The 19,559-nt window shown below is 66.4% G+C and carries 21 protein-coding genes and 1 tRNA gene; 14 read left to right on the top strand and 8 right to left on the bottom strand.

What is annotated here, in order from left to right; genetic code table 11:
• Window positions 1–6 precede the first annotated feature (6 nt).
• The 3 genes from ACWIEX_RS10720 to ACWIEX_RS10710 form a co-directional block, all read right to left on the bottom strand.
• A complete protein-coding gene (locus ACWIEX_RS10720; protein WP_454033019.1) occupies window positions 7–1,110 on the bottom strand; it encodes a glycosyltransferase family 4 protein in 1,104 nt (367 codons plus the stop codon).
• Between the two features lie 185 nt (window positions 1,111–1,295).
• Window positions 1,296–2,705 carry a type I glutamate--ammonia ligase gene (gene glnA / locus ACWIEX_RS10715; protein ID WP_454033018.1) on the bottom strand — a complete coding sequence of 470 codons (1,410 nt, stop codon included), beginning with the start codon at window positions 2,703–2,705 and terminating at the stop codon, window positions 1,296–1,298.
• A gap of 96 nt (window positions 2,706–2,801) precedes the next feature.
• The gene (locus tag ACWIEX_RS10710; protein WP_061967805.1) at window positions 2,802–3,140 is read right to left on the bottom strand and encodes a P-II family nitrogen regulator; all 339 of its coding nucleotides are present in this window, start codon (window positions 3,138–3,140) and stop codon (window positions 2,802–2,804) included.
• A 278-nt stretch (window positions 3,141–3,418) separates the two neighbouring features.
• On the opposite strand from ACWIEX_RS10710, the gene ACWIEX_RS10705 reads away from it, so the two are divergent.
• Window positions 3,419–4,948: an NAD(P)H-hydrate dehydratase gene (locus ACWIEX_RS10705; RefSeq protein WP_454033017.1), complete on the top strand. Its 1,530-nt coding sequence runs from the start codon at window positions 3,419–3,421 to the stop codon at window positions 4,946–4,948.
• A gap of 79 nt (window positions 4,949–5,027) precedes the next feature.
• Here the strand turns inward: ACWIEX_RS10705 and ACWIEX_RS10700 are convergent, their stop codons facing one another.
• Complete coding sequence (locus ACWIEX_RS10700; protein ID WP_454033016.1) at window positions 5,028–5,825, bottom strand: PRC-barrel domain-containing protein; 798 nt, start codon at window positions 5,823–5,825, stop codon at window positions 5,028–5,030.
• 23 nt (window positions 5,826–5,848) lie between these two features.
• Between ACWIEX_RS10700 and ACWIEX_RS10695 the strand changes: the two genes are divergently transcribed.
• Window positions 5,849–6,052: a hypothetical protein gene (locus ACWIEX_RS10695; protein ID WP_454033015.1), complete on the top strand. Its 204-nt coding sequence runs from the start codon at window positions 5,849–5,851 to the stop codon at window positions 6,050–6,052.
• A 19-nt stretch (window positions 6,053–6,071) separates the two neighbouring features.
• Here the strand turns inward: ACWIEX_RS10695 and ACWIEX_RS10690 are convergent, their stop codons facing one another.
• Window positions 6,072–6,242, bottom strand: coding sequence for a hypothetical protein (locus ACWIEX_RS10690; protein WP_454033014.1), 171 nt, complete (start codon window positions 6,240–6,242; stop codon window positions 6,072–6,074).
• 229 nt (window positions 6,243–6,471) lie between these two features.
• Here ACWIEX_RS10690 and ACWIEX_RS10685 point away from each other — a divergent pair, with 229 nt between their 5' ends.
• A complete protein-coding gene (locus ACWIEX_RS10685; RefSeq protein WP_454033013.1) occupies window positions 6,472–6,750 on the top strand; it encodes a hypothetical protein in 279 nt (92 codons plus the stop codon).
• A 47-nt stretch (window positions 6,751–6,797) separates the two neighbouring features.
• Here the strand turns inward: ACWIEX_RS10685 and ACWIEX_RS10680 are convergent.
• Window positions 6,798–6,872, bottom strand: a tRNA-Lys gene (locus tag ACWIEX_RS10680).
• A gap of 173 nt (window positions 6,873–7,045) precedes the next feature.
• Here ACWIEX_RS10680 and ACWIEX_RS10675 point away from each other — a divergent pair.
• From ACWIEX_RS10675 to ACWIEX_RS10635, 9 genes are all read left to right on the top strand, one after another.
• Complete coding sequence (locus tag ACWIEX_RS10675; protein ID WP_454033012.1) at window positions 7,046–7,324, top strand: FtsB family cell division protein; 279 nt, start codon at window positions 7,046–7,048, stop codon at window positions 7,322–7,324.
• 174 nt (window positions 7,325–7,498) lie between these two features.
• Window positions 7,499–8,596 carry a pyruvate dehydrogenase (acetyl-transferring) E1 component subunit alpha gene (gene pdhA / locus ACWIEX_RS10670; protein ID WP_454033011.1) on the top strand — a complete coding sequence of 366 codons (1,098 nt, stop codon included), beginning with the start codon at window positions 7,499–7,501 and terminating at the stop codon, window positions 8,594–8,596.
• Window positions 8,597–8,654: 58 nt separating this feature from the next.
• Window positions 8,655–10,067, top strand: coding sequence for a pyruvate dehydrogenase complex E1 component subunit beta (locus tag ACWIEX_RS10665; protein ID WP_454033010.1), 1,413 nt, complete (start codon window positions 8,655–8,657; stop codon window positions 10,065–10,067).
• A gap of 13 nt (window positions 10,068–10,080) precedes the next feature.
• Window positions 10,081–11,418, top strand: coding sequence for a pyruvate dehydrogenase complex dihydrolipoamide acetyltransferase (locus ACWIEX_RS10660; protein WP_454033009.1), 1,338 nt, complete (start codon window positions 10,081–10,083; stop codon window positions 11,416–11,418).
• 17 nt (window positions 11,419–11,435) lie between these two features.
• Window positions 11,436–12,875 (top strand): dihydrolipoyl dehydrogenase, encoded by a 1,440-nt coding sequence (gene lpdA / locus ACWIEX_RS10655; RefSeq protein WP_454033008.1) that lies wholly within the window; start codon window positions 11,436–11,438, stop codon window positions 12,873–12,875.
• Between the two features lie 161 nt (window positions 12,876–13,036).
• A complete protein-coding gene (locus tag ACWIEX_RS10650) occupies window positions 13,037–13,435 on the top strand; it encodes a GlsB/YeaQ/YmgE family stress response membrane protein (protein ID WP_454033007.1) in 399 nt (132 codons plus the stop codon).
• Between the two features lie 189 nt (window positions 13,436–13,624).
• Window positions 13,625–13,903 carry a GlsB/YeaQ/YmgE family stress response membrane protein gene (locus tag ACWIEX_RS10645; protein WP_454033006.1) on the top strand — a complete coding sequence of 93 codons (279 nt, stop codon included), beginning with the start codon at window positions 13,625–13,627 and terminating at the stop codon, window positions 13,901–13,903.
• A gap of 101 nt (window positions 13,904–14,004) precedes the next feature.
• Window positions 14,005–15,018: a lipoyl synthase gene (lipA, locus tag ACWIEX_RS10640; RefSeq protein ID WP_454033005.1), complete on the top strand. Its 1,014-nt coding sequence runs from the start codon at window positions 14,005–14,007 to the stop codon at window positions 15,016–15,018.
• A gap of 15 nt (window positions 15,019–15,033) precedes the next feature.
• A complete protein-coding gene (locus ACWIEX_RS10635; RefSeq protein ID WP_454033004.1) occupies window positions 15,034–15,507 on the top strand; it encodes a type II toxin-antitoxin system RatA family toxin in 474 nt (157 codons plus the stop codon).
• A gap of 4 nt (window positions 15,508–15,511) precedes the next feature.
• Here the strand turns inward: ACWIEX_RS10635 and ACWIEX_RS10630 are convergent, their stop codons facing one another.
• On the bottom strand, window positions 15,512–16,009 hold the full coding sequence (locus tag ACWIEX_RS10630; protein WP_454033003.1) for a CinA family protein: 498 nt from the start codon (window positions 16,007–16,009) through the stop codon (window positions 15,512–15,514).
• A gap of 2 nt (window positions 16,010–16,011) precedes the next feature.
• Window positions 16,012–17,247, bottom strand: a complete 1,236-nt coding sequence (locus tag ACWIEX_RS10625) for a bifunctional 2-C-methyl-D-erythritol 4-phosphate cytidylyltransferase/2-C-methyl-D-erythritol 2,4-cyclodiphosphate synthase (RefSeq protein WP_454033002.1) — start codon at window positions 17,245–17,247, stop codon at window positions 16,012–16,014.
• A gap of 147 nt (window positions 17,248–17,394) precedes the next feature.
• Here ACWIEX_RS10625 and dusB point away from each other — a divergent pair, with 147 nt between their 5' ends.
• Window positions 17,395–18,384 (top strand): tRNA dihydrouridine synthase DusB, encoded by a 990-nt coding sequence (dusB, locus tag ACWIEX_RS10620; protein ID WP_454033001.1) that lies wholly within the window; start codon window positions 17,395–17,397, stop codon window positions 18,382–18,384.
• 26 nt (window positions 18,385–18,410) lie between these two features.
• Window positions 18,411–19,544 (top strand): two-component system sensor histidine kinase NtrB, encoded by a 1,134-nt coding sequence (locus tag ACWIEX_RS10615; protein ID WP_454033494.1) that lies wholly within the window; start codon window positions 18,411–18,413, stop codon window positions 19,542–19,544.
• Window positions 19,545–19,559: the final 15 nt, after the last annotated feature.

The following is a 19,559-nucleotide window of genomic DNA, read 5'->3' as shown; positions in this document are numbered from 1 at the left end:
ACGTAGTCAGAGCCGCGGCGTGGCCATGTCCGACAGGGTCGACAACAGGGTCTCTGCGCTCTTGTCCCAGGAGAAGCGGGCGAGATTGGCATGGCCCTTTTCGACCAGCCCGGACGCATCACCACCTGCATCCATGACCTGGCGCATCGCGCCTTCGAGGCTGGCGCGCTCGCGGGGGTCGAAATAGAGCGCCGCCTCGCCGCAGGCTTCACGGACCGCCGGAATATCCGAAGCCATGACCGGGCAGTCCTGCGTCATCGCTTCGAGCGGCGGGATGCCGAAGCCCTCGTAGAGGCTTGGAAAGACGAAGGCGCGGGCGCGGCGTTCGAGCGCGACGATCTCGGCATCGGTCAGCCGCCCGGTGAAGATGAGGTTGTCGGCGCTTGCCGGCGCATCCGCCTTGAAGACGCCGCTCCGGTCGAGAGCGCCCGCGATGACCAGCTTCCAGCCGCGATCGCCGAGGGCATCGAAGGCGCGGATGGCGAAATCGATGTTCTTGTTGGGCTTCAAGGTGCCGAGCATGAAGAAGAAGTTCGTGCCCTCGAGGCCGAGGCGCGGCAGGACGGTTTCATCCGGAACCAGTCCAGAGAAATGGTCGGTGGCGTTGTAGATCACCGGAATGTTTTCCGGGGGGACATGAAAGATCGTGCCGAGCTCGCCGCGCGAGAACCGCGAGACCGTCGCGATGCGCGCCGTTCGCGTCAGCCCGAAGCCGAGAGCCTTGTGGGTGGCGCGATAAGCCCTGCTGAAGGCTTCCGGATGGCGGAAGATGGTGACGTCATGGATGACGACGAGCTGCCGGCGGTGGAGCAGGGGGCCGCTGCCGCCGAAGCCGACGAGGATGTCTCCCGCCGCCCGGCGCGCGAGCGCTGTCTGCTCCCAGAGGTGGCCTGAGAACGGCCCGAAGCGTTCGAGCGCGATATGCCGGAATTGATCGGTCTGGGGGACATCTTCCGGAGCGAGGAGGCGCCAGCGCGCATCCTTGAGCTTTTCGGGAAGCGCGCCTGCGCCGATCCGCCGGTCGAGCGCCTTGGTCAGTTCGAACGCAAAGCGCTGCACGCCGGTCAGCGGCTGACCGAGAAAGCGCCCGTTGATCGAGATCGTCTGCAAGCCTGAGCACCGCCATCCAGCAATTCTCCACCGAACCTGCCCGATCACGCGTGAAGGCGAGGTTACCCCGCTTCGCGACTCGGCTTCGCGACTCCGGCGCCCAACGAAAAGGCCGAGGCGTTGCCGCCCCGGCCTTCCATGTCCTGCGGTCTCGGCCAGTGCCTGCGCAGCCGGCCGAAAATCCCTCAGTACGAGTAGTACATCGCGAACTCGACCGGGTGCGGCGTCATCTCGAAGCGCGCCACATCCTGCATCTTGAGCTCGATATAGCTCTCGATGAAGTCGTCGGAGAAGACGCCGCCGGCCTTGAGGAAGGCGTTGTCCTTCTTGAGCGATTCCAGTGCTTCGCGCAGCGAGCCGCAGACGGTCGGGATCTTCTTGAGCTCGCGCGGCGGCAGGTCGTAGAGATCCTTGTCCATCGCCGGGCCGGGATCGATCTTGTTCACGATGCCGTCGAGGCCGGCCATCATCAGGGCCGAGAAGGCGAGATAGGGGTTCGCCATCGGATCGGGGAAGCGGACCTCGACGCGCTTGGCCTTCGGCGAGGTCGTCCACGGAATACGGCAGGAGGCCGAGCGGTTGCGCGCCGAATAGGCGAGCAGCACCGGGGCCTCATAGCCCGGGACGAGGCGCTTGTAGGAGTTGGTCGAGGGGTTGGTGAAGGCGTTCAGCGCCTTGGCATGCTTGATGATGCCGCCGATGTACCAGAGGCACTCCTGCGACAGGTCGGCATATTTGTTGCCGGCGAAGAGCGGCTTGCCGTTCTTCCAGATCGACTGGTGGACATGCATGCCCGAGCCGTTGTCGCCATAGACCGGCTTCGGCATGAAGGTCGCGGTCTTGCCGTAGCTCTGGGCGACGTTGTGGATGCAGTACTTGTAGGTCTGCAGCTGGTCGGCGGTCTTCACCAGCGTGTCGAACTTCATGCCGAGCTCGTGCTGGGCCGAGGCGACCTCGTGGTGGTGCTTCTCGACGGCGACGCCCATCGAGGCCATGGCCGCGAGCATCTCGCCGCGCATGTCCTGCGCCATGTCCTGCGGCGGGACCGGGAAGTAGCCGCCCTTGGTGGCGATGCGGTGGCCGAGATTGCCGCCCTCGTAATCGGTCATGCCGTTGGTCGGCAGCTCGGCGGCGTCGAGCTTGAAGCCCGTGTTGTACGGGTCGGCGGCGATCTTGACGTCGTCGAAGATGAAGAATTCGGCCTCGGGGCCGACATAGACGGTGTCGCCGATGCCGGTCGACTTGAGATAGGCCTCGGCCTTCTTGGCGATACCGCGCGGATCGCGGCTATAGGGTTCGCCGGTGGCGGGCTCGAGCACGTCGCAGTTGATGACCATCGTCGGAGCCGCGAAGAACGGGTCCATGACGGCGGTCGTCGGATCCGGCATCAGCAGCATGTCGGACTCGTTGATCGCCTTCCAGCCGGCGATCGAGGAGCCGTCGAACATCGTGCCCTCGGCGAAGATGTCCTCGTCGATGATGCTGACGTCGAAGGTCCAGTGCTGCCACTTGCCGCGTGGATCGGTGAAGCGGAAGTCGACGTATTTGACGTCGTTGTCCTTGATCGCCTTGAGGACATCCTTGGCGCTTTTCATTTCAGCAATTCCTCTTGCCAGCCATGTTCACATTCACGCTGCCGCAACCGGCTCCATCCGGCCTGCGGCTCGTTATCCGATGATGGGGAGACGACCTCAGATCGCGTCCGCGCCGGTCTCGCCGGTGCGGATGCGGATCACCCCCTCGATGCTCGATACAAAAATCTTGCCATCTCCGATCCGGCCGGTCTGGGCGGCCTTCGTGATCGCCTCGATGGCGCGATCCAGCATCTCGTCGGCGAGAACGATCTCGATCTTCACCTTCGGCAGGAAGTCGACGACGTACTCGGCGCCGCGATAGAGTTCGGTATGGCCCTTCTGGCGGCCGAAGCCCTTGGCTTCCAGGACCGTGATGCCCTGCAGCCCGACCTCCTGGAGCGCTTCCTTCACTTCGTCCAGCTTGAAGGGCTTGATGATCGCTTCGATCTTCTTCATGCGCCGACCGGCCTCCCTTGCGTCTCGAGATCCGGCCGAGCCGGACTGTAGCTGGCGGAGCCTTCCGGCGCGGGAACGAACCCCGCAGCCCTGGACGCCTGCAGCCTTGCTTCTGCTCATAGCATTGGCGCCGACGCCCCGCCATGCGGCAGCGCCCGCCAACACGCCCGGCGAAAAGGCAATAAACAGCATAAAAAATGGGCAAGTGCATATCCGTTGATCATAAGCGGCATTCCGCCGCAGCTTGCGGCCTGCCGGACGGCGCCTGAAGATGCGGCATGGACGACAGACGCGCCGACATGAAGGACAGGGCGGAGCTCGCCTTGCTGACCACGCAGCAGATGGCAGCCGCCGATCGCGTGGCCATCGCGGCGGGCACGCCCGGCATTGCGCTCATGGAACGGGCGGGCCGTGCGGTGGCGGAGGCCGCTCTCAGGCGGGCAGGGGCGGGAGGATCCGTCATCCTACTCTGTGGGCCGGGCAACAATGGCGGCGACGGCTTCGTCGCGGCGCGGCTTCTGCGCGAACGCGGGCTCAGGGTCCGCGTGGTGCTGCCGGGCGCCGCTGACCGCTTCGTCGGCGATGCCGCTATCGCACTGGAGCGCTGGGCCGGACCGATCGAGCCGCTGAACGCGCTTCCCGATATGCAGGGCGATGTCTTCGTCGATGCGCTGTTCGGGGCCGGGCTGACGCGCCCGCTGGCCGGGGCATTTGCCGAAGCGGTGGCATGTCTCAACGGCGTGGGGCGTCCCGTCATTGCCATCGACATGCCGAGCGGCGTATCGGGGGATACCGGCCGGGCAGAAGGCATTGCCGTCAAGGCGAGCGAAACCGTCACCTTCTTCCGGCTGAAGCCAGGCCACCTGCTGCAGCCGGGGCGGTCGCTCTGCGGCCCCGTGACGGTCGCCGATATCGGCATTCCGGCTCAGGCCGCGCTCGAAGCGGTCGGGGTGACAGCATTCCGCAACGACCTCCTGCTTTGGCGCCATGCCTGGCCGGAACACCAGGCCGATACGCACAAGTTCCGGCGCGGCGCGGTCGCTGTCCTGGCCGGCGGGGTTGCCGGTGTCGGCGCGCCGAGGCTGAGCGCGCGTGCGGCGCTGCGGGTCGGTGCCGGGCTCGCGATCCTGCTCTGCGAGCCCGAGGCCCTGCCGGTTCATGCGGCGCGCGGGCCGGACGCCTTGATGCAGCGGGCCGTTGCCGATCGTGGAGCATTGGAGGCCTTCCTCCGGGATCGCCGGGTTTCGGCTGTCCTGGCCGGTCCGGCGCTGGGGCTCGACCGGCGCGCGGACGATCTGCTGCGGGCGGTGATCGCGGATGACAGGCCGGCGGTGCTCGATGCCGACGCCCTGACCGCGCTTGCAGGGCTTTCCGATGGTGGCGCGCGCCTGCTGGACGGGCGCGGCGGCGGGACCGTGCTGACGCCGCATGAGGGCGAGTTCCAGCGTCTGTTCGGCGAAGAGCCCGCCATTGCCGCCGAGCCTTCGAAGCTCGAACGGGCGCGGAAGGCCGCGGCGCTGTCGGGAGCCGTCATCGTCTACAAGGGAGCCGATACGGTCATCGCCGCGCCGGATGGACGCGGTGCGATCAATGTCACGGGATCGGCGGCGCTGGCGACGGCGGGGTCCGGCGATGTGCTCGCCGGGCTGGTCGCCGGCCTGCTGGCGCAGGGCATGCCCGCCTTCGAGGCCGGTTGTGCGGCCGTCTGGCTCCATGGTCTTGCGGGGGAGAGGCTTGGAATGGGGTTGATCGCGGACGATCTGCCAGAGGCCATCCCGCCGCTGCTGCGGGACATCGCCACGGCCTGATGCAGGCAGGGCAAGGCCCGCCCCGCTTTCGCGAGGCGGGCCTTTTGAGCTATCGGGCCCAGTTCAGGCCGTGGATCCGTCAGGTGCCGGAATAGGTCACGCTCGGAGCCGCCTTGAGCTGGTCCTTGGTCATCGTGATCTTGCCGTGATCCGGATACATCGCCGGCGCCTTCGGGGCCGCCGCGGCCGGCGGAGAGGCCATGCCGCCACCCGTGCTGCCGGCGCTGCCGGACGGAGCGGGTGCAGGGGCTGCCGCGGCCATCGGCTGGTCGCTCCAGGTCACCTGGTCGAAGGGAACTGCGACATCCTTCGAACCGATACCGAGGAAGCCGCCGACGCCGATGGTGACCATCTCGATCTTGCCGGTCTTGTCGACGATCACCTCGGTGACGTCACCCACCTTCTTGTCGTCAGGACCGTAAACGTCGACGCCGATCAGCTTGCTCGTGCGCCACTTGCCCTGGCCGGCCAGATTGGTCGGGGCCGGGGTGCTGGCACTCGTCTGCGTGGCCGTCGGCGCGGCGGGCGCTGAAGACGGCGGCGTCGGCGCGCTGGTCTGGGCCATGGCGGCCGTAGCGAGCATCGCGACACCAACTGTGGACAGCATGAAATGATGATGCCTGATCATATCTTCCTCCAAAATGCATCCGCCAGTAGAGCGGCTGATAATGAGAACAACCGAGCGGCGCTTTTGTTCGGATCGGCGGCGAAGGAATTTATTGTCTTCGCCGCATACGCCGGCACAGGAAATCATGCAGGTGAATCGACCTGCCGATCCGGCGACATTTGCTTGATTGTGCCGGGCGATTGCTTGCCGGACCAAGCCGTGATCCAATGCCGCATTGTTGGAAACGCCGCAGCCGCGACGCTGTTCCAACCTCGGCCCCGCGAGGTGTTCCGATGCCGACACTCCCTGTCACGCTGTCTGTCGACGAGCGCACGCTCGCGGCGCTCGATCGCCATGTCGAGCTTCACCGGCAAGGCCGCTCGCGTGCCGATGTGATCGCGGAAATCCTTGCTGCCTGGGCGGCCAGTCCGGAGCGCTCGACGCCGCCGGACGAGGGTCTGCGCCCAGAGGAACTCAATGCGAGCAACGATTCCTGAAATTGGGATTGTGCGCCCGTCAGTCGTCGTCGGCGTCGTCACGGCGGAGTTCGAAGGCCAGCATGGCCTCCGCGAGGGCGTGCAGCTCCCGCTCCTTTTCCGCGCCATCAGGCATCGCATTCAGCTCTTCCACCCGCTGCTGGGCTCGGTCGTAGTCTTCTTCGGTGTGGATCGCGATGGGCAGCTTCACGGTCGTGTTCTCCTGGGCAGCAAAGCGGGGCGATGCCACGCTTCCATGACGATCGAACGTCTGCCGATGCCGATCCGAACGCGGGCCGGTCAAGCCGGTTCCGCTCGTTGCAGCCGCATGGCCGCCGCTCATCGGCAGCGGGATGCCTTTCCGATTAAGCCTTCGGCAAGGCCGTAGCCGGCATCATGAGCGTTCCCGAGTTCGATGCAAGGCGCCGGAAGGGCAGGCGATGCGTGGGTTTCTGATTCCGGCCGGCCTCTCGGCGGCGATGTTCGCGGCGGCCTGCGGGCCGGCATCCGCATTCTGGCAGCGCTCGCAGGTCTCGGCCTGCTCGGATGCCACGACCGATGCGGAGCGCGAGCACCTGCGCTGCTGGGAGCTCAACGCCTATGCCGATCCGGGTTGGCCGGCGCTCGGGGCGGGCGGCGGCGCCTATCTGCTGCCGGCGCCGGCGAGCCGGCCGGCGCGCCCATACAGGGGTGGCGGCGCAACCCGGCGGCTTGGCTGAAAGATGCGAATCTGCAGGGGCGGCGCTGCGCGGCAGCTATCCGGCCGTGGTGAGCGGGGTGGGGATCGAACCCACGACCACATGATTAAAAGTCACGTGCTCTACCACTGAGCTACCCGCCCTCACCGGCGCGGTGAATACGGAGCCGAATGGCGCCGGTCAACTCGTTCCGTGCAGATCATACGATTTTGCGGTGGGGTTCGTCCGGTTCCGGATGCCCGCGTTAACCCGGCGGAAACCAAGTCGGCCTAGCGTTCCAGCCATGGTTATTCGCCGCGGACTCCGGTCTATCTTCGTGACATTGGCCCTCTACCTGGTCTCGGGGGCGGCTGTGGCCTATTTCATGTTCCACGCCCAGCACGGCGCGCGCGGCTTAGAGGCGCGCGGCGCGATCCGGGAGTCGCTGCGCGACATGGAGGGCGAACTCGCCACCCTCACGGCCGAGCGCAAGTCCTGGGAGCAGAGGCTCGCTCTGGTCCGCAACGATGCCGTCGATCGTGATCTCCTGGAAGAGAACGCCCGCGAGATCCTCGGCCGGACCCATAAGAACGACGTCGTCATCATGGGCCGCTGAGGCAAAATACCTCCGCCGCTTAGTCGCAGACGTATCGATTAACTCAATTCCAGTTAAAACGTATCAACCCATGTTTTTCAATGGGTTGAGCCATGCTGCATTGCGAGATAGCGTCCTCGCCAAGGTTTTTCCGATCCTCTACAACAATAGTCGGATGACCTTGGAGGACCGCCTATGGCTGTTGCTGCGCGTAAGTCGAAAGCTCCCGCTCAACCCAAAGCCGCTGCAAAGCCGGCAAAGGCCCGTGCGGGCAAGGAAAGCGCCGGCAAGGTCGGGGGAAGCCTCAGCAACACACCGACCTTCACCAAGGAAGAAGACCTCCACGCCTATCGCGAGATGCTGCTGATCCGGCGCTTCGAGGAGAAGGCTGGCCAGATGTACGGCATGGGCCTGATCGGCGGCTTCTGCCACCTCTATATCGGCCAAGAAGCCGTCGTCATCGGCATGCAGATGGCCTCCAAGGATGGCGACCAGGTCATCACCGGCTATCGCGACCACGGCCATATGCTGGCCTGCGGCATGGAATCGCGCGGCGTGATGGCGGAGCTGACCGGCCGGCGCGGCGGCTATTCGCGCGGCAAGGGCGGCTCGATGCACATGTTCAGCCGCGAGAAGAATTTCTATGGCGGCCATGGCATCGTCGGCGGGCAGGTCTCGCTCGGGACGGGGCTTGCCTTCGCCGACTGGTATCGCGGCGACAACACGGTCTCGATGACCTATTTCGGCGACGGCGCGGCCAACCAGGGGCAGGTCTACGAGAGCTTCAACATGGCCGAGCTCTGGAAGCTGCCGGTCGTGTTCGTCATCGAGAACAACCGCTACGCCATGGGCACCTCGGTCAATCGCGCCTCGGCCCAGACCGATTTCTCCCGCCGCGGTCTCTCCTTCAACATTCCCGGCGAGCAGGTCGACGGCATGGATGTCCGCGCCGTGCGCGAGGCCGGCCTTCGCGCCGTCGAGCACGCCCGTTCCGGCAAGGGGCCGTATATCCTGGAGATGCAGACCTATCGCTATCGCGGCCATTCGATGTCCGATCCGGCGAAGTACCGCTCCAAGGACGAGGTCCAGCGCATGCGCGAGGAGCACGATCCGATCGAGCAGGTTCGCGCGCGCCTGGTCCGCGACTTTAAGATCGCCGAGGACGAGCTCAAGGCGATCGACGCCAAGGTGCGCGAGATCGTCAACGATGCGGCCGAGTTCGCGACCCACGATCCCGAGCCGGATCCGTCGGAGCTCTACACCGACATCCTGCTGGAAGCCCCGCGGGGCTGATCGCCCCGCGTTGCCGGCCTTCATCCTTTTCCCCGCGTCTTAGAATCCGGGTGCGTTCATGCCGATCGACATTCTCATGCCTGCCCTTTCCCCCACCATGGAGGAAGGAAAACTGGCCAAGTGGCTGAAGAAAGAGGGCGATCAGGTCAAGTCCGGCGATATCATCGCCGAGATCGAGACCGACAAGGCGACCATGGAGGTCGAAGCCGTCGACGAGGGTGTGCTCGCCAAGATCCTCGTCGCGGACGGCACCGAGAACGTCGCCGTGAACACGCCGATCGGCGTCATTGCAGCCGAGGGCGAGGATGTTGCGGCTGCGGCCAGCGGTGGTGGCAAGGCTGCTGCGCCTGAAGCCAAGGCCGAGCCGAAAGCCGAAGCCAAGCCGGCGGAAGCCAAGAGCGAGGACGTGCCCGCCGCCAGCAAGCCGGACAGCGTTCCCGCCCAGGCGAAGGCCTATGATTCCTCGTCGGAATTCCCGGCCGGCGCCGAGATCGTCAGCACCACGGTCCGCGAAGCCTTGCGCGACGCGATGGCCGAGGAGATGCGCCGCGACAAGGACGTCTTCGTCATGGGCGAGGAGGTCGCCGAGTACCAGGGCGCCTACAAGGTGACGCAGGGCCTGCTGCAGGAATTCGGCGCCAAGCGCGTCATCGACACGCCGATCACCGAGCATGGCTTCGCCGGCATCGGCGTCGGCGCGGCGCTCTCCGGCCTGAAGCCGATCGTCGAGTTCATGACCTTCAACTTCGCCATGCAGGCGATCGACCATCTCATCAACTCCGCCGCCAAGACGCTCTACATGTCCGGCGGCCAGATGGGCTGCCCGATCGTGTTCCGCGGCCCGAACGGCGCGGCTGCCCGCGTCGGCGCCCAGCACAGCCATGACTATGCGGCGTGGTACTCGAACGTGCCGGGCCTCAAGGTCGTGATGCCCTACAGCGCCTCCGACGCGAAGGGCCTGCTGAAGAGCGCGATCCGCGATCCGAACCCGGTGATCTTCCTCGAAAACGAGATCATGTACGGCAAGTCCTTCGACGTGCCGAAGGGCGACGATTTCCTGATCCCGATCGGCAAGGCCAAGGTGGTGCGTCCGGGCACGGACGTGACGATCGTCTCCTTCGGCATCGGCATGACCTATGCGCTCGGCGCTGCCGAAGCGCTGGCCAAGGAAGGCATCGAGGCCGAGGTCATCGACCTCAGGACGATCCGCCCGATGGATATCGAGACCGTCATCGCCTCGGTGCAGAAGACCAACCGCTGCGTCGCGGTCGAGGAGGGCTTCCCGCAGTCCGGCGTCACCGCCGAGATCGGCATGAAGATCATGGAGGCGGCCTTCGACTATCTCGACGCCCCCGTCGCCCGCGTCACCGGCAAGGACGTGCCGATGCCCTATGCGGCCAATCTCGAAAAGCTCGCGCTTCCGAACATCGGCGAGGTCGTCGCGGCGGCCAAGGCCGTCTGCTATCGCTGAGAGGGGCTGACCGATGCCGACCAACATCCTGATGCCCGCGCTCTCTCCCACGATGGAGAAGGGCAATCTTGCCAAGTGGTTGAAGAAGGAAGGCGACACGATCAAGTCCGGCGACATCATCGCCGAGATCGAGACCGACAAGGCCACGATGGAGGTCGAGGCGGTCGACGAGGGCGTGCTCGCCAAGATCGTGGTGCCGGAAGGCACGGCCGATGTCGCGGTCAACGAGGTGATCGGCGTGATTGCGGCTGAGGGCGAGGACGCCAAGAGCGTGTCGGCTCCCGCCAAGGGCGATGCGCCGAAGGCGGAAGCTCCCAAGGTCGAACCTGCGAAGGCTGAAGCCGCCCCGGCGGCGGCTGCGCCGGCCAAGGCTGCCGAAGCTCCCGCCACATCCGCCCCGGCGAAGTCCGACGGCAGCCGTGCCTTCGCTTCGCCGCTCGCCCGCCGCATCGCCAAGGATGCCGGGCTCGACCTTTCGGCCATCAAGGGCTCCGGCCCGCATGGCCGCATCGTCGAGAAGGATGTCGAGGCTGCCAAGGCCGGCGGTGGTGCCAAGGCTGCTCCGGCTGCGGCTCCGGCCGCCAAGCCTGCCGGTGCGCCGCTCGCGAGCGGTCCCTCGGACGAGCAGGTCAAGAAGCTGTTCGAGCCGGGCTCCTACGAGGAGGTCCCGCATGACGGCATGCGCAAGACCATCGCGCGCCGCCTGACCGAGGCCAAGCAGACGGTTCCGCATTTCTACGTCACCGTCGATTGCGAGCTCGACGCGCTGCTCAAGCTGCGCGGCGAGCTCAACGCTGCGGCGCCGGAGAAGGACGGCAAGCCGGCCTACAAGCTCTCGGTCAACGACATGGTGATCAAGGCGCTGGCGCTGGCGCTCAGGGCCGTCCCGGATGCCAACGTGTCCTGGACCGACAACACCATGCTCAAGCACAAGCATGCCGATGTGGGCGTCGCCGTTTCGATCCCCGGCGGCCTGATCACGCCGATCATCCGCGATGCCTGCCACAAGAGCCTGTCGCAGATCTCCAACGAGATGAAGGACATGGCGGCCCGCGCCAAGGCCCGCAAGCTGAAGCCCGAGGAGTATCAGGGCGGCACCACGGCGGTCTCCAATCTCGGCATGTTCGGGGTCAAGGACTTCGCCGCGATCGTCAATCCGCCGCATGCGACGATCCTGGCGGTCGGCGCCGGCGAGCAGCGCGTCATCGTCAAGGGCGGCCAGCCGGCGGTTGCGACGGTGATGTCGGTGACGCTCTCGACCGACCACCGTGCCGTCGACGGCGCGCTCGGCGCCGAGCTTCTCGCGGCGTTCAAGGGCTATATCGAAAAGCCCATGGCGATGCTGGTCTGAGCGGCGGGAGAGACACCATGGCTGACTACGACATCATCGTCATCGGCTCCGGCCCCGGCGGCTATATCGCCGCCATCCGGGCGGCGCAGCTCGGCTTCAAGACCGCGATCGTCGAGCGCGAGCATCTCGCCGGCATCTGCTCGAACTGGGGCTGCATCCCGACCAAGGCGCTGCTGCGCTCGGCCGAGATCCTGCATTACGGCCAGCACGCCAAGGATTACGGGCTCGTGCTGGAAGGCTCGTTCAAGGCCGATCTGGACGCGATCGTGAAGCGCTCGCGCGGCATCGCCGCGCGGATGAACAACGGCGTGCAGTTCCTGATGAAGAAGAACAAGGTCGACGTGATCTGGGGCGAGGCCAAGCTGACCAAGCCCGGCACCATCACCGTCGCGCCGACCAAGAAGCCGGCGATGCAGCCGCAGACGCCGCCGCCGAAGAATGCCAAGGGCGAGGGCACCTATACCGCCGAGCACATCATCGTCGCGACCGGCGCCCGGCCGCGCGCGCTGCCTGGCATCGAGCCGGACGGCAAGCTGATCTGGACCTATTTCGAGTCGATGGTTCCGGCCAAGATGCCGAAATCGCTGCTCGTGATGGGCTCCGGCGCCATCGGCATCGAATTCGCCTCGTTCTACCGGACGATGGGCGTCGAGGTCACCGTGGTCGAGGTGCTGCCGCAGGTCGTTCCCGTCGAGGATGCCGAGATCGGCGCCTTCGCGCGAAAAGCCTTCGAGAAGCAGGGCATGAAGATCCTGACCGGCGCCAAGGTGACGAAGGTCGAGAAATCAGCCGATTCCGTCACCGCCCATATCGAGGACGAGAAGGGCGGCAAGCAGACGATCACCGCGGACCGCATGATCTCGGCCGTCGGCGTCGTCGGCAATATCGAGAACCTGGGTCTCGAGACGCTCGGCGTGAAGACCGATCGCGGCTGCATCGTCATCGACGATCTCTGCCGGACCAACGTCAAGGGCGTCTATGCGATCGGCGACGTCGCCGGCCCGCCGATGCTGGCGCACAAGGCCGAGCACGAGGCGGTGATCTGCGTCGAGGCGATCAAGGGCCTGCATCCGCATCCGATGGACAAGCTGATGATCCCGGGCTGCACCTATTGCCATCCGCAGATCGCCAGCGTCGGTTTGACCGAGGCGAAGGCCAAGGCCGCCGGCCACGAGATCAAGGTCGGCCGCTTCAACTTCGTCGCCAACGGCAAGGCCGTGGCGCTTGGCGAGGATAGCGGCCTGGCCAAGACGATCTTCGACGCCAAGACCGGCAAGCTGCTCGGCGCTCATCTCGTCGGCCCGGAAGTGACCGAGCTGATCCAGGGCTTCGTCGTCGCCATGAACCTGGAGACGACCGAGGAAGAGCTGATGCACACCATCTTCCCGCATCCGACCCTGTCGGAAGTGATGAAGGAGAGCGTGCTCGATGCCTATGGCAAGGTCCTGAACGCCTGAGGGTTCCCCTTCGGGCGCCGCTTCTGCGCACATGATTGTCATTCCGGGGCGCGCCGCAGGCGCGAACCCGGAACCCACGACCGGGTCGGACATCTTGTGCCTCGTTGCAGCCGGCTCACCCCGTCGTGGGTTCCGGGTTCTTCGCTCTGCGAAGCCCCGGAATGACAAGGGTTGGTGCGCCGACGCTTGGCGTCCGCCCACCCGCGCTCCATATTGCGCCGATGGCGCCACGCACTCGTAAATCAGCCAAGCCCGATCGCGTCGTCCGTGAGGAGGAGGTCGAGATCCTGCCGCCGCGTCGGAACCTGCCGCTCGACTGGAGCGTCATCGTGCCGACCGTGGCCTTCGGGACCGTCACGGGCTTCGCGGCGAGCCTGATTGTCGGCGGTGGCGGCGTGATCCGCCATGCGATCGTCGGCGTGCTCGGCATGCTCGTGGGGCAGGGCATCGTGCGCCTGACCGGCTGGCGCCTGAACACCGGCTACGGCTTCCTCGACGATGCCGGCATGGCTGTGCTCGGCGCCATCCTCATTATCCTGCTGGCGCGTTTCATCGCGTGAACTCCCCGTCATTGCGAGCGCAGCGAAGCAATCCAGGGGACGTAGAGCTCTGCCGCTCCTGGATTGCTTCGTCGCTTCGCTCCTCGCAATGACGGGAAGCGATTGACCTGCCATGCATAGACGCGGAACTTCGGCCGGCACGCCTCGTTGGTAGGCGCGCATCCGCGCATGGCTAGGGGAACATCCGAGATGGAAAGCTTTGCCGCCACCATGGCCCAGCCGGGCTATGGCTTCTTCATGACGCTGCTGATCGGCCTGCTCGCCGGCTGGATCGCCGAGCGTCTGACCTCGTCCGATCACGGCCTCTTCACCAACATGCTGGTCGGCGTCGCCGGCTCCTTCGTCGGTGCCAAGGTCGCGGAGCTCATGGAAGTTCCGATCTTCGGCTTCTGGCGGACTCTGACCGCGGCGATAGCCGGCGCGATCATCGTCATCGTGATCTGGAACGCGGCCCGCGGTCGCAGGTGAAGCTCTCTTGCCCGGGCCGGCAGTTGCGGCAGGGCGCTTTGGGGATTAGCTAGAGGGTGCCGGCTTTGGCTGGCTCCTGCTGTTGAAGCCCGGACCCTGTTATGGCGCTTGTTCTCGACCTGCTGAACCGCGATCCGCGGCCCAATGCTGGCAATCCGAAGGCGCAAGCCACGGAAATCCGCCATCCCGAGAAGCAGAAGCGGCCGGAGAACCCGGTGCTGCGCAAGCCGGATTGGATCCGGGTGAAGGCGCCGGGCTCGCCGAAATGGGCCGAGACCAAGGCGATCGTGAAGGCCGAGAAGCTGGTCACGGTCTGCGAGGAGGCCGGCTGCCCCAATATCGGCGAGTGCTGGGAGAAGAAGCACGCCACCTTCATGATCATGGGCGACACCTGCACGCGGGCCTGCGCCTTCTGCAATGTGAAGACCGGCGTGCCGCAGCCGCTCGATCTGGAAGAGCCGCGCAAGGTCGCGGATGCCGTCGCCAAGCTCGGGCTCGAGCATGTCGTGATCACCTCGGTCGACCGCGACGACCTCAAGGATGGCGGTGCCGAGCATTTCGCCCAGGTGATCAAGGCGATCCGCAAGGCCTCGCCCGGCACCACGATCGAGATCCTGACGCCCGACTTCCTGCGCAAGCCCGGCGCGCTCGAAGTGGTCGTGGCGGCCAAGCCCGACGTCTTCAACCACAATCTCGAAACCGTGCCGGGCAAGTACCTGAAGGTGCGGCCGGGCGCGCGCTATTTCCATTCGCTGCGCCTGCTGCAGCGGGTGAAGGAGCTCGACCCGACGATCTTCACCAAGTCCGGCATCATGGTCGGCCTCGGCGAGGAGCGGAACGAAGTGCTGCAGCTGATGGACGACCTGCGCTCGGCCGAGGTCGATTTCATGACCATCGGCCAGTATCTCGCACCGTCGCGCAAGCACCACGCCGTGATCCGCTTCGTCACGCCCGACGAATTCAAGAGCTTCGAGACCATCGCCTATGCCAAGGGCTTCCTGATGGTGTCCTCGACGCCGCTGACCCGTTCCTCGCATCACGCGGGCGAGGATTTCGCCAAGTTGCGTGCAGCGCGCGATGCCCAGATCGGTATCGGCCACAACAGCCGCGGCTGAGAAGGCCCGTTCTCGATGCCGATGTTCAACAGCACCCGCCGGGTGAAGCACTCGCCCGAGCAGATGTTCGCGCTCGTGGCGGATGTCGAGAACTATCCGCAGTTCCTGCCGCTCTGCGAGGGGCTGACCGTGCGGCGGCGCACGCCGCGCGAGGGCGGCGGCGAAGTGCTGCTGGCGGATATGAGCGTCGGCTACAAGGCGATCCGCGAGACCTTCACCAGCCGCGTCACGCTCGATCCGACCAATCTCAAGATCCTCGTCGAATATGTCGACGGACCGTTCCGCTATCTGGAGAACCGCTGGACCTTCAAGCCGCATGAGGCGGGCTGCGAGATCGGGTTCTTCATCTCCTACGAATTCGCCAGCCGGATGCTCGGCCTGCTGATGGGCGCGATGTTCGACAAGGCCTTCCGCAAGTTCGCCGAGGCCTTCGAGCGGCGGGCCGATCTGGTCTATGGCCGCGGTGCGGCGCCGGTTCTCGGCGCCTGAGCGGTCAGGGCCCGGTCAGCACCGTCTCACGGAGCAGGTCGAGCGCTTCCAGCACGCTGAGGCGGCGGATCTCGTCGCGCGACTGCTCGCCGAAACGGCGCTCGCGGTGGCGCGTGCCGGAAGGACCGGCGCAGGCGAAATGGACCAGGCCGACCGGCTTCTCGACGCTGCCGCCGCCGGGGCCGGCGACGCCGGTGATCGAGACCGCGAAAGTCGCGTCGAGGCGCTGGCGTCCGCCCTCCGCCATGGCGCGGGCCACCGGCTCGCTGACGGCGCCGTGCTGCTCGATCAGGAGGATCGGCACGCCGGCGAGTGCGGCCTTGGCCTCGTTGGCATAGGTGATCAGGCCGCCCTGGACCATCGAGGACGAGCCGGCGATGGCGGTCAGCGCGCCGCCGACGAGACCGCCGGTGCAGGATTCGACCGTGGCGACGGTGAAGCCGCGCTCTTGGCTCATGTTCAGCAGTTCGGCCGCGAGCGAGCGGGTGTTGAGATCGAACATGGCTAGTCCTCCTCGGGCAGGCGGATCGTTGCCGTCGCAAACGCGACGAGGCCCTCGCGCCGCCCGGTGAAGCCCATGCGTTCCGAAGTCGTCGCCTTGATCGCGACCTTGCCGAGGGGGAGGCCGACGATCGCCGCGATCTCGGCGCGGATGGCCTCGCGATGAGGGCCGATCTTCGGGGCCTCGCAGACGACGGTGAGATCGAGGAAGTCGATGCGCCCGCCGCGCTCGCGGACCCGCGTGGCCGCAAAAGCCAGGAACTGGGCCGATGCCGCGCCGCGCCATTGCGGGTCGCTTGGCGGGAAATGCGTGCCGATATCGCCATCGGCAAGCGCGCCGAGCAGCGCATCGGTCAGCGCATGGAGCGCGACGTCACCATCGGAATGGGCGATGACACCCTGGTCATGCCTGATCCGGACGCCGCCGAGCCAGACATGATCGCCGGGCCCGAAGGCATGAACGTCGTAGCCGGTGCCGACCCGCGTCACGAGGGTCTTGCCGGGGTGCGCCGCGGCCCGCAGAAAATCCGCGGCATGGGTCAGCTTCACATTGGCCGGATCGCCCTGGAAGGTCGCGACCGGGTGGCCGGCCCATTCCATCAGGGCGGCATCGTCGGTGAAGCCATGCAGCAGCGCCGCTTCTGCTGCTTCGTGGGCTTCGAGGAGCGGCCTGAAGCGGAAGGCCTGCGGCGTCTGGACGGTGACGAGCTGGTCGCGCGGCGGGGTTTCGGCGACATGGCCGTCGGCGCTGGTGCGCTTCACCGTATCGGTCACGGGCAGGGCCGGGATCGCGGCGATGGCGCCGGCGCCGAGCCGGTGGATCGCGGCGCTGATCTGCGCGCGGGAGACGAAGGGGCGGGCGGCATCATGGACGAGCACGATGCCATCGAAGCCCTCGCGGGAGAGCGCGAGCAGGCCGCGCCGCACCGAGGCCTGGCGCGTCGCGCCGCCGAGCGTCGGGGCTGCGAGGCGAGAGCTGTCGATGCCGGCCATGGCATTGGCGTAACGCGCCTCGTCGCCCTCGCCAATGACGATGGCGATGCGCTCGATCGCCGGTTCCGCCAGGAAGGGCGTCAGCGCATGGGCAAGGACCGGCCGCCCCTCGACCAGCCGATACTGCTTCGGCTCGCCATCGCCGGCACGCAGGCCGCGGCCGGCCGCGACCAGCAGGGCGGCGACGGGCTGGGGCGCATCGGAGTGACGGAGCACGGTGCTGGATTCTGGCTGCAAGCGGGTCATGGGCGCATGGCATAACCAATTCTGCTGCGATGGGGCAGGGGGTGCGACGCTGTTGCAATGCAGCATTTCTCTTGAGGCGCTTGCGCTTCCGCAGCATTGTCCAATAAATATGCATCCAGAGAAATGCCTTAAAAGCAGGCTGGCCCTTTGGACATCGCAGGTATCCCGATCGCGTCCCGCGCCTTCCTGGCGCCGATGTCCGGCGTGACCGACATCGTCATGCGCCGGCTCGCGGCCCGCAGCCATGCCGGTGTCGTCGTATCGGAGATGGTTGCGTCCGACGAATTCGTGCGTGGTAGCGAGGAAGCGCGCATCCGGGCCGAAGGCGAGGGCGTGTCGCCGCATGTCGTCCAGCTCGCCGGCTGCGATCCCTACTGGATGGGGGAGGCGGCGAGGCTGGCCGAGGCCAATGGCGCCGATATCGTCGACATCAACATGGGCTGCCCGGCCAAGAAGGTGACCGGCGGCTGGGCCGGTTCTGCGCTGATGCGCGATCTCGATCACGCCGTCGCGCTGGTCGAGGCGGCCGTCGCTGCCACCAGCGTGCCGGTGACGGTCAAGATGCGGCTGGGCTGGGACGACGCCTCCCGCAACGCGCCCGAACTCGCCCGCAGGGCTGTCGCCGCCGGTGCGCGGATGATCACGGTTCATGGCCGGACGCGCCAGCAATTCTACAAGGGCACGGCGGATTGGCAGGCCATCGCGGCAGTGCGCGCCGCCGGGGATTTCCCGCTGGTAGCCAATGGCGACATCCACGATGTCGCCGATGCGCGGGCCTGCCTCGAACAGTCCGGCGCCGATTTCGTCATGGTCGGGCGCGCCGCGCTCGGCCGGCCCTGGCTGGTCGGCGAGATCGGCGCGGCGCTCGACGGGCGCGCGTTTCGGGCTCCGACGCTGGCTGAGAAGCTGGCGCTGGCCTGCGAGCATTACGAGGGACTGCTTGCCTTGATCGGCGTTGCGCATGGCGTGCGTCATGCCCGCAAGCATCTCGCCGCCTATGCGGACGAGGCTGTGGCCGATGGCTGCCAGCCCGATGCCGAGCTGCGCCGCAGCCTTCTGACCTCGGATCAGCCCAAACAGGTCCTCGCGGCTCTGGCGGGGCTGTTTTCGACCGACCGCAATCGTGAAGCCGCTTGAGCCGAGGGGATGAGGCGATGACGGCGATGTTTACCGACAACGGGCCTGGAGGCCGCAGCGCCTATCTGCTCGATCCGATCGAGATCCAGGCGCTGAACGTGCTGCCGATGCCGGTTCTGGTGATCGGGGAGGGCCATGCCGTGCTGTATGCGAATACCGCGGCCGAGGATTTCTTCCAGTCGAGCGCCGCTCTGCTCAAGCGCCAGCGCATCGACGATCTCGTCGCTTTCGGCTCGCCCGTGCTGGGGGTGATCGAGGAGGTGCAGCGCCGCGGTGCCAGCGTCAGCGAATACCGCCTCGATCTCGGCACGCCGCGCCTCGGAACCGATCACATCGTCGATGTCTTTGCCTCTCCCTTGCCCAGTCAGGGCGATGCGGTCGTGCTGATGCTGCAAGAACGGACAATTGCCGAAAAAATGGACAGGCAATTGACGCATCGCGGGGCAGCACGCTCGATCACCGCGCTCGGTGCGATGCTGGCGCATGAGATCAAGAATCCGCTCTCGGGCATCCGGGGCGCCGCGCAACTGCTCGAAGGTTCGATCCCGGATTCCGACCGGATGCTGACGCAGCTCATCTGCGACGAGACCGACCGGATCGTGAAGCTAGTCGAGCGCGTCGAATTGTTCGGCGACGAGCGGCCGAGCGAGCGCGACGCGGTCAACGTCCATGACGTGCTCGACCATGTGAAGCGCCTCGCCCATTCCGGCTTTGCCCGGCATATCCGCTTCACGGAGACCTACGATCCCTCGCTGCCGCCGGTCGCCGGCAATCGCGACCAGCTCGTCCAGGTCCTGCTCAATCTCGTCAAGAATGCCGCCGAGGCCATCGGCGAAGATGCGATCGACGGCGAGATCACGCTGACGACGGCCTACCGCCCGGGCATCCGCCTGCAGGTTCCCGGCTCGTCGGAGCGGATCGCGCTGCCGCTCGAAATCGGGGTGCGCGACAACGGGCCGGGCGTGCCTGCCGACCTGGTGCAACACCTGTTCGATCCCTTCGTCACGACCAAGGCCCAGGGAAGTGGCCTTGGACTTGCACTTGTCGCCAAGGTGATCGGCGATCACGGCGGAATCGTCGAATGCGAGTCCGTTCCGCGCCGGACGCATTTCAGGATCCTCCTGCCCCTGCACCAGCTCAGGTCGGGGCAGGCAACGTAAAGGCCTCAAGCAACA

This window comes from Allobosea sp. NPDC055353 (assembly GCF_053644975.1).
This window is presented reverse-complemented; position numbering and strand designations above follow the sequence as displayed.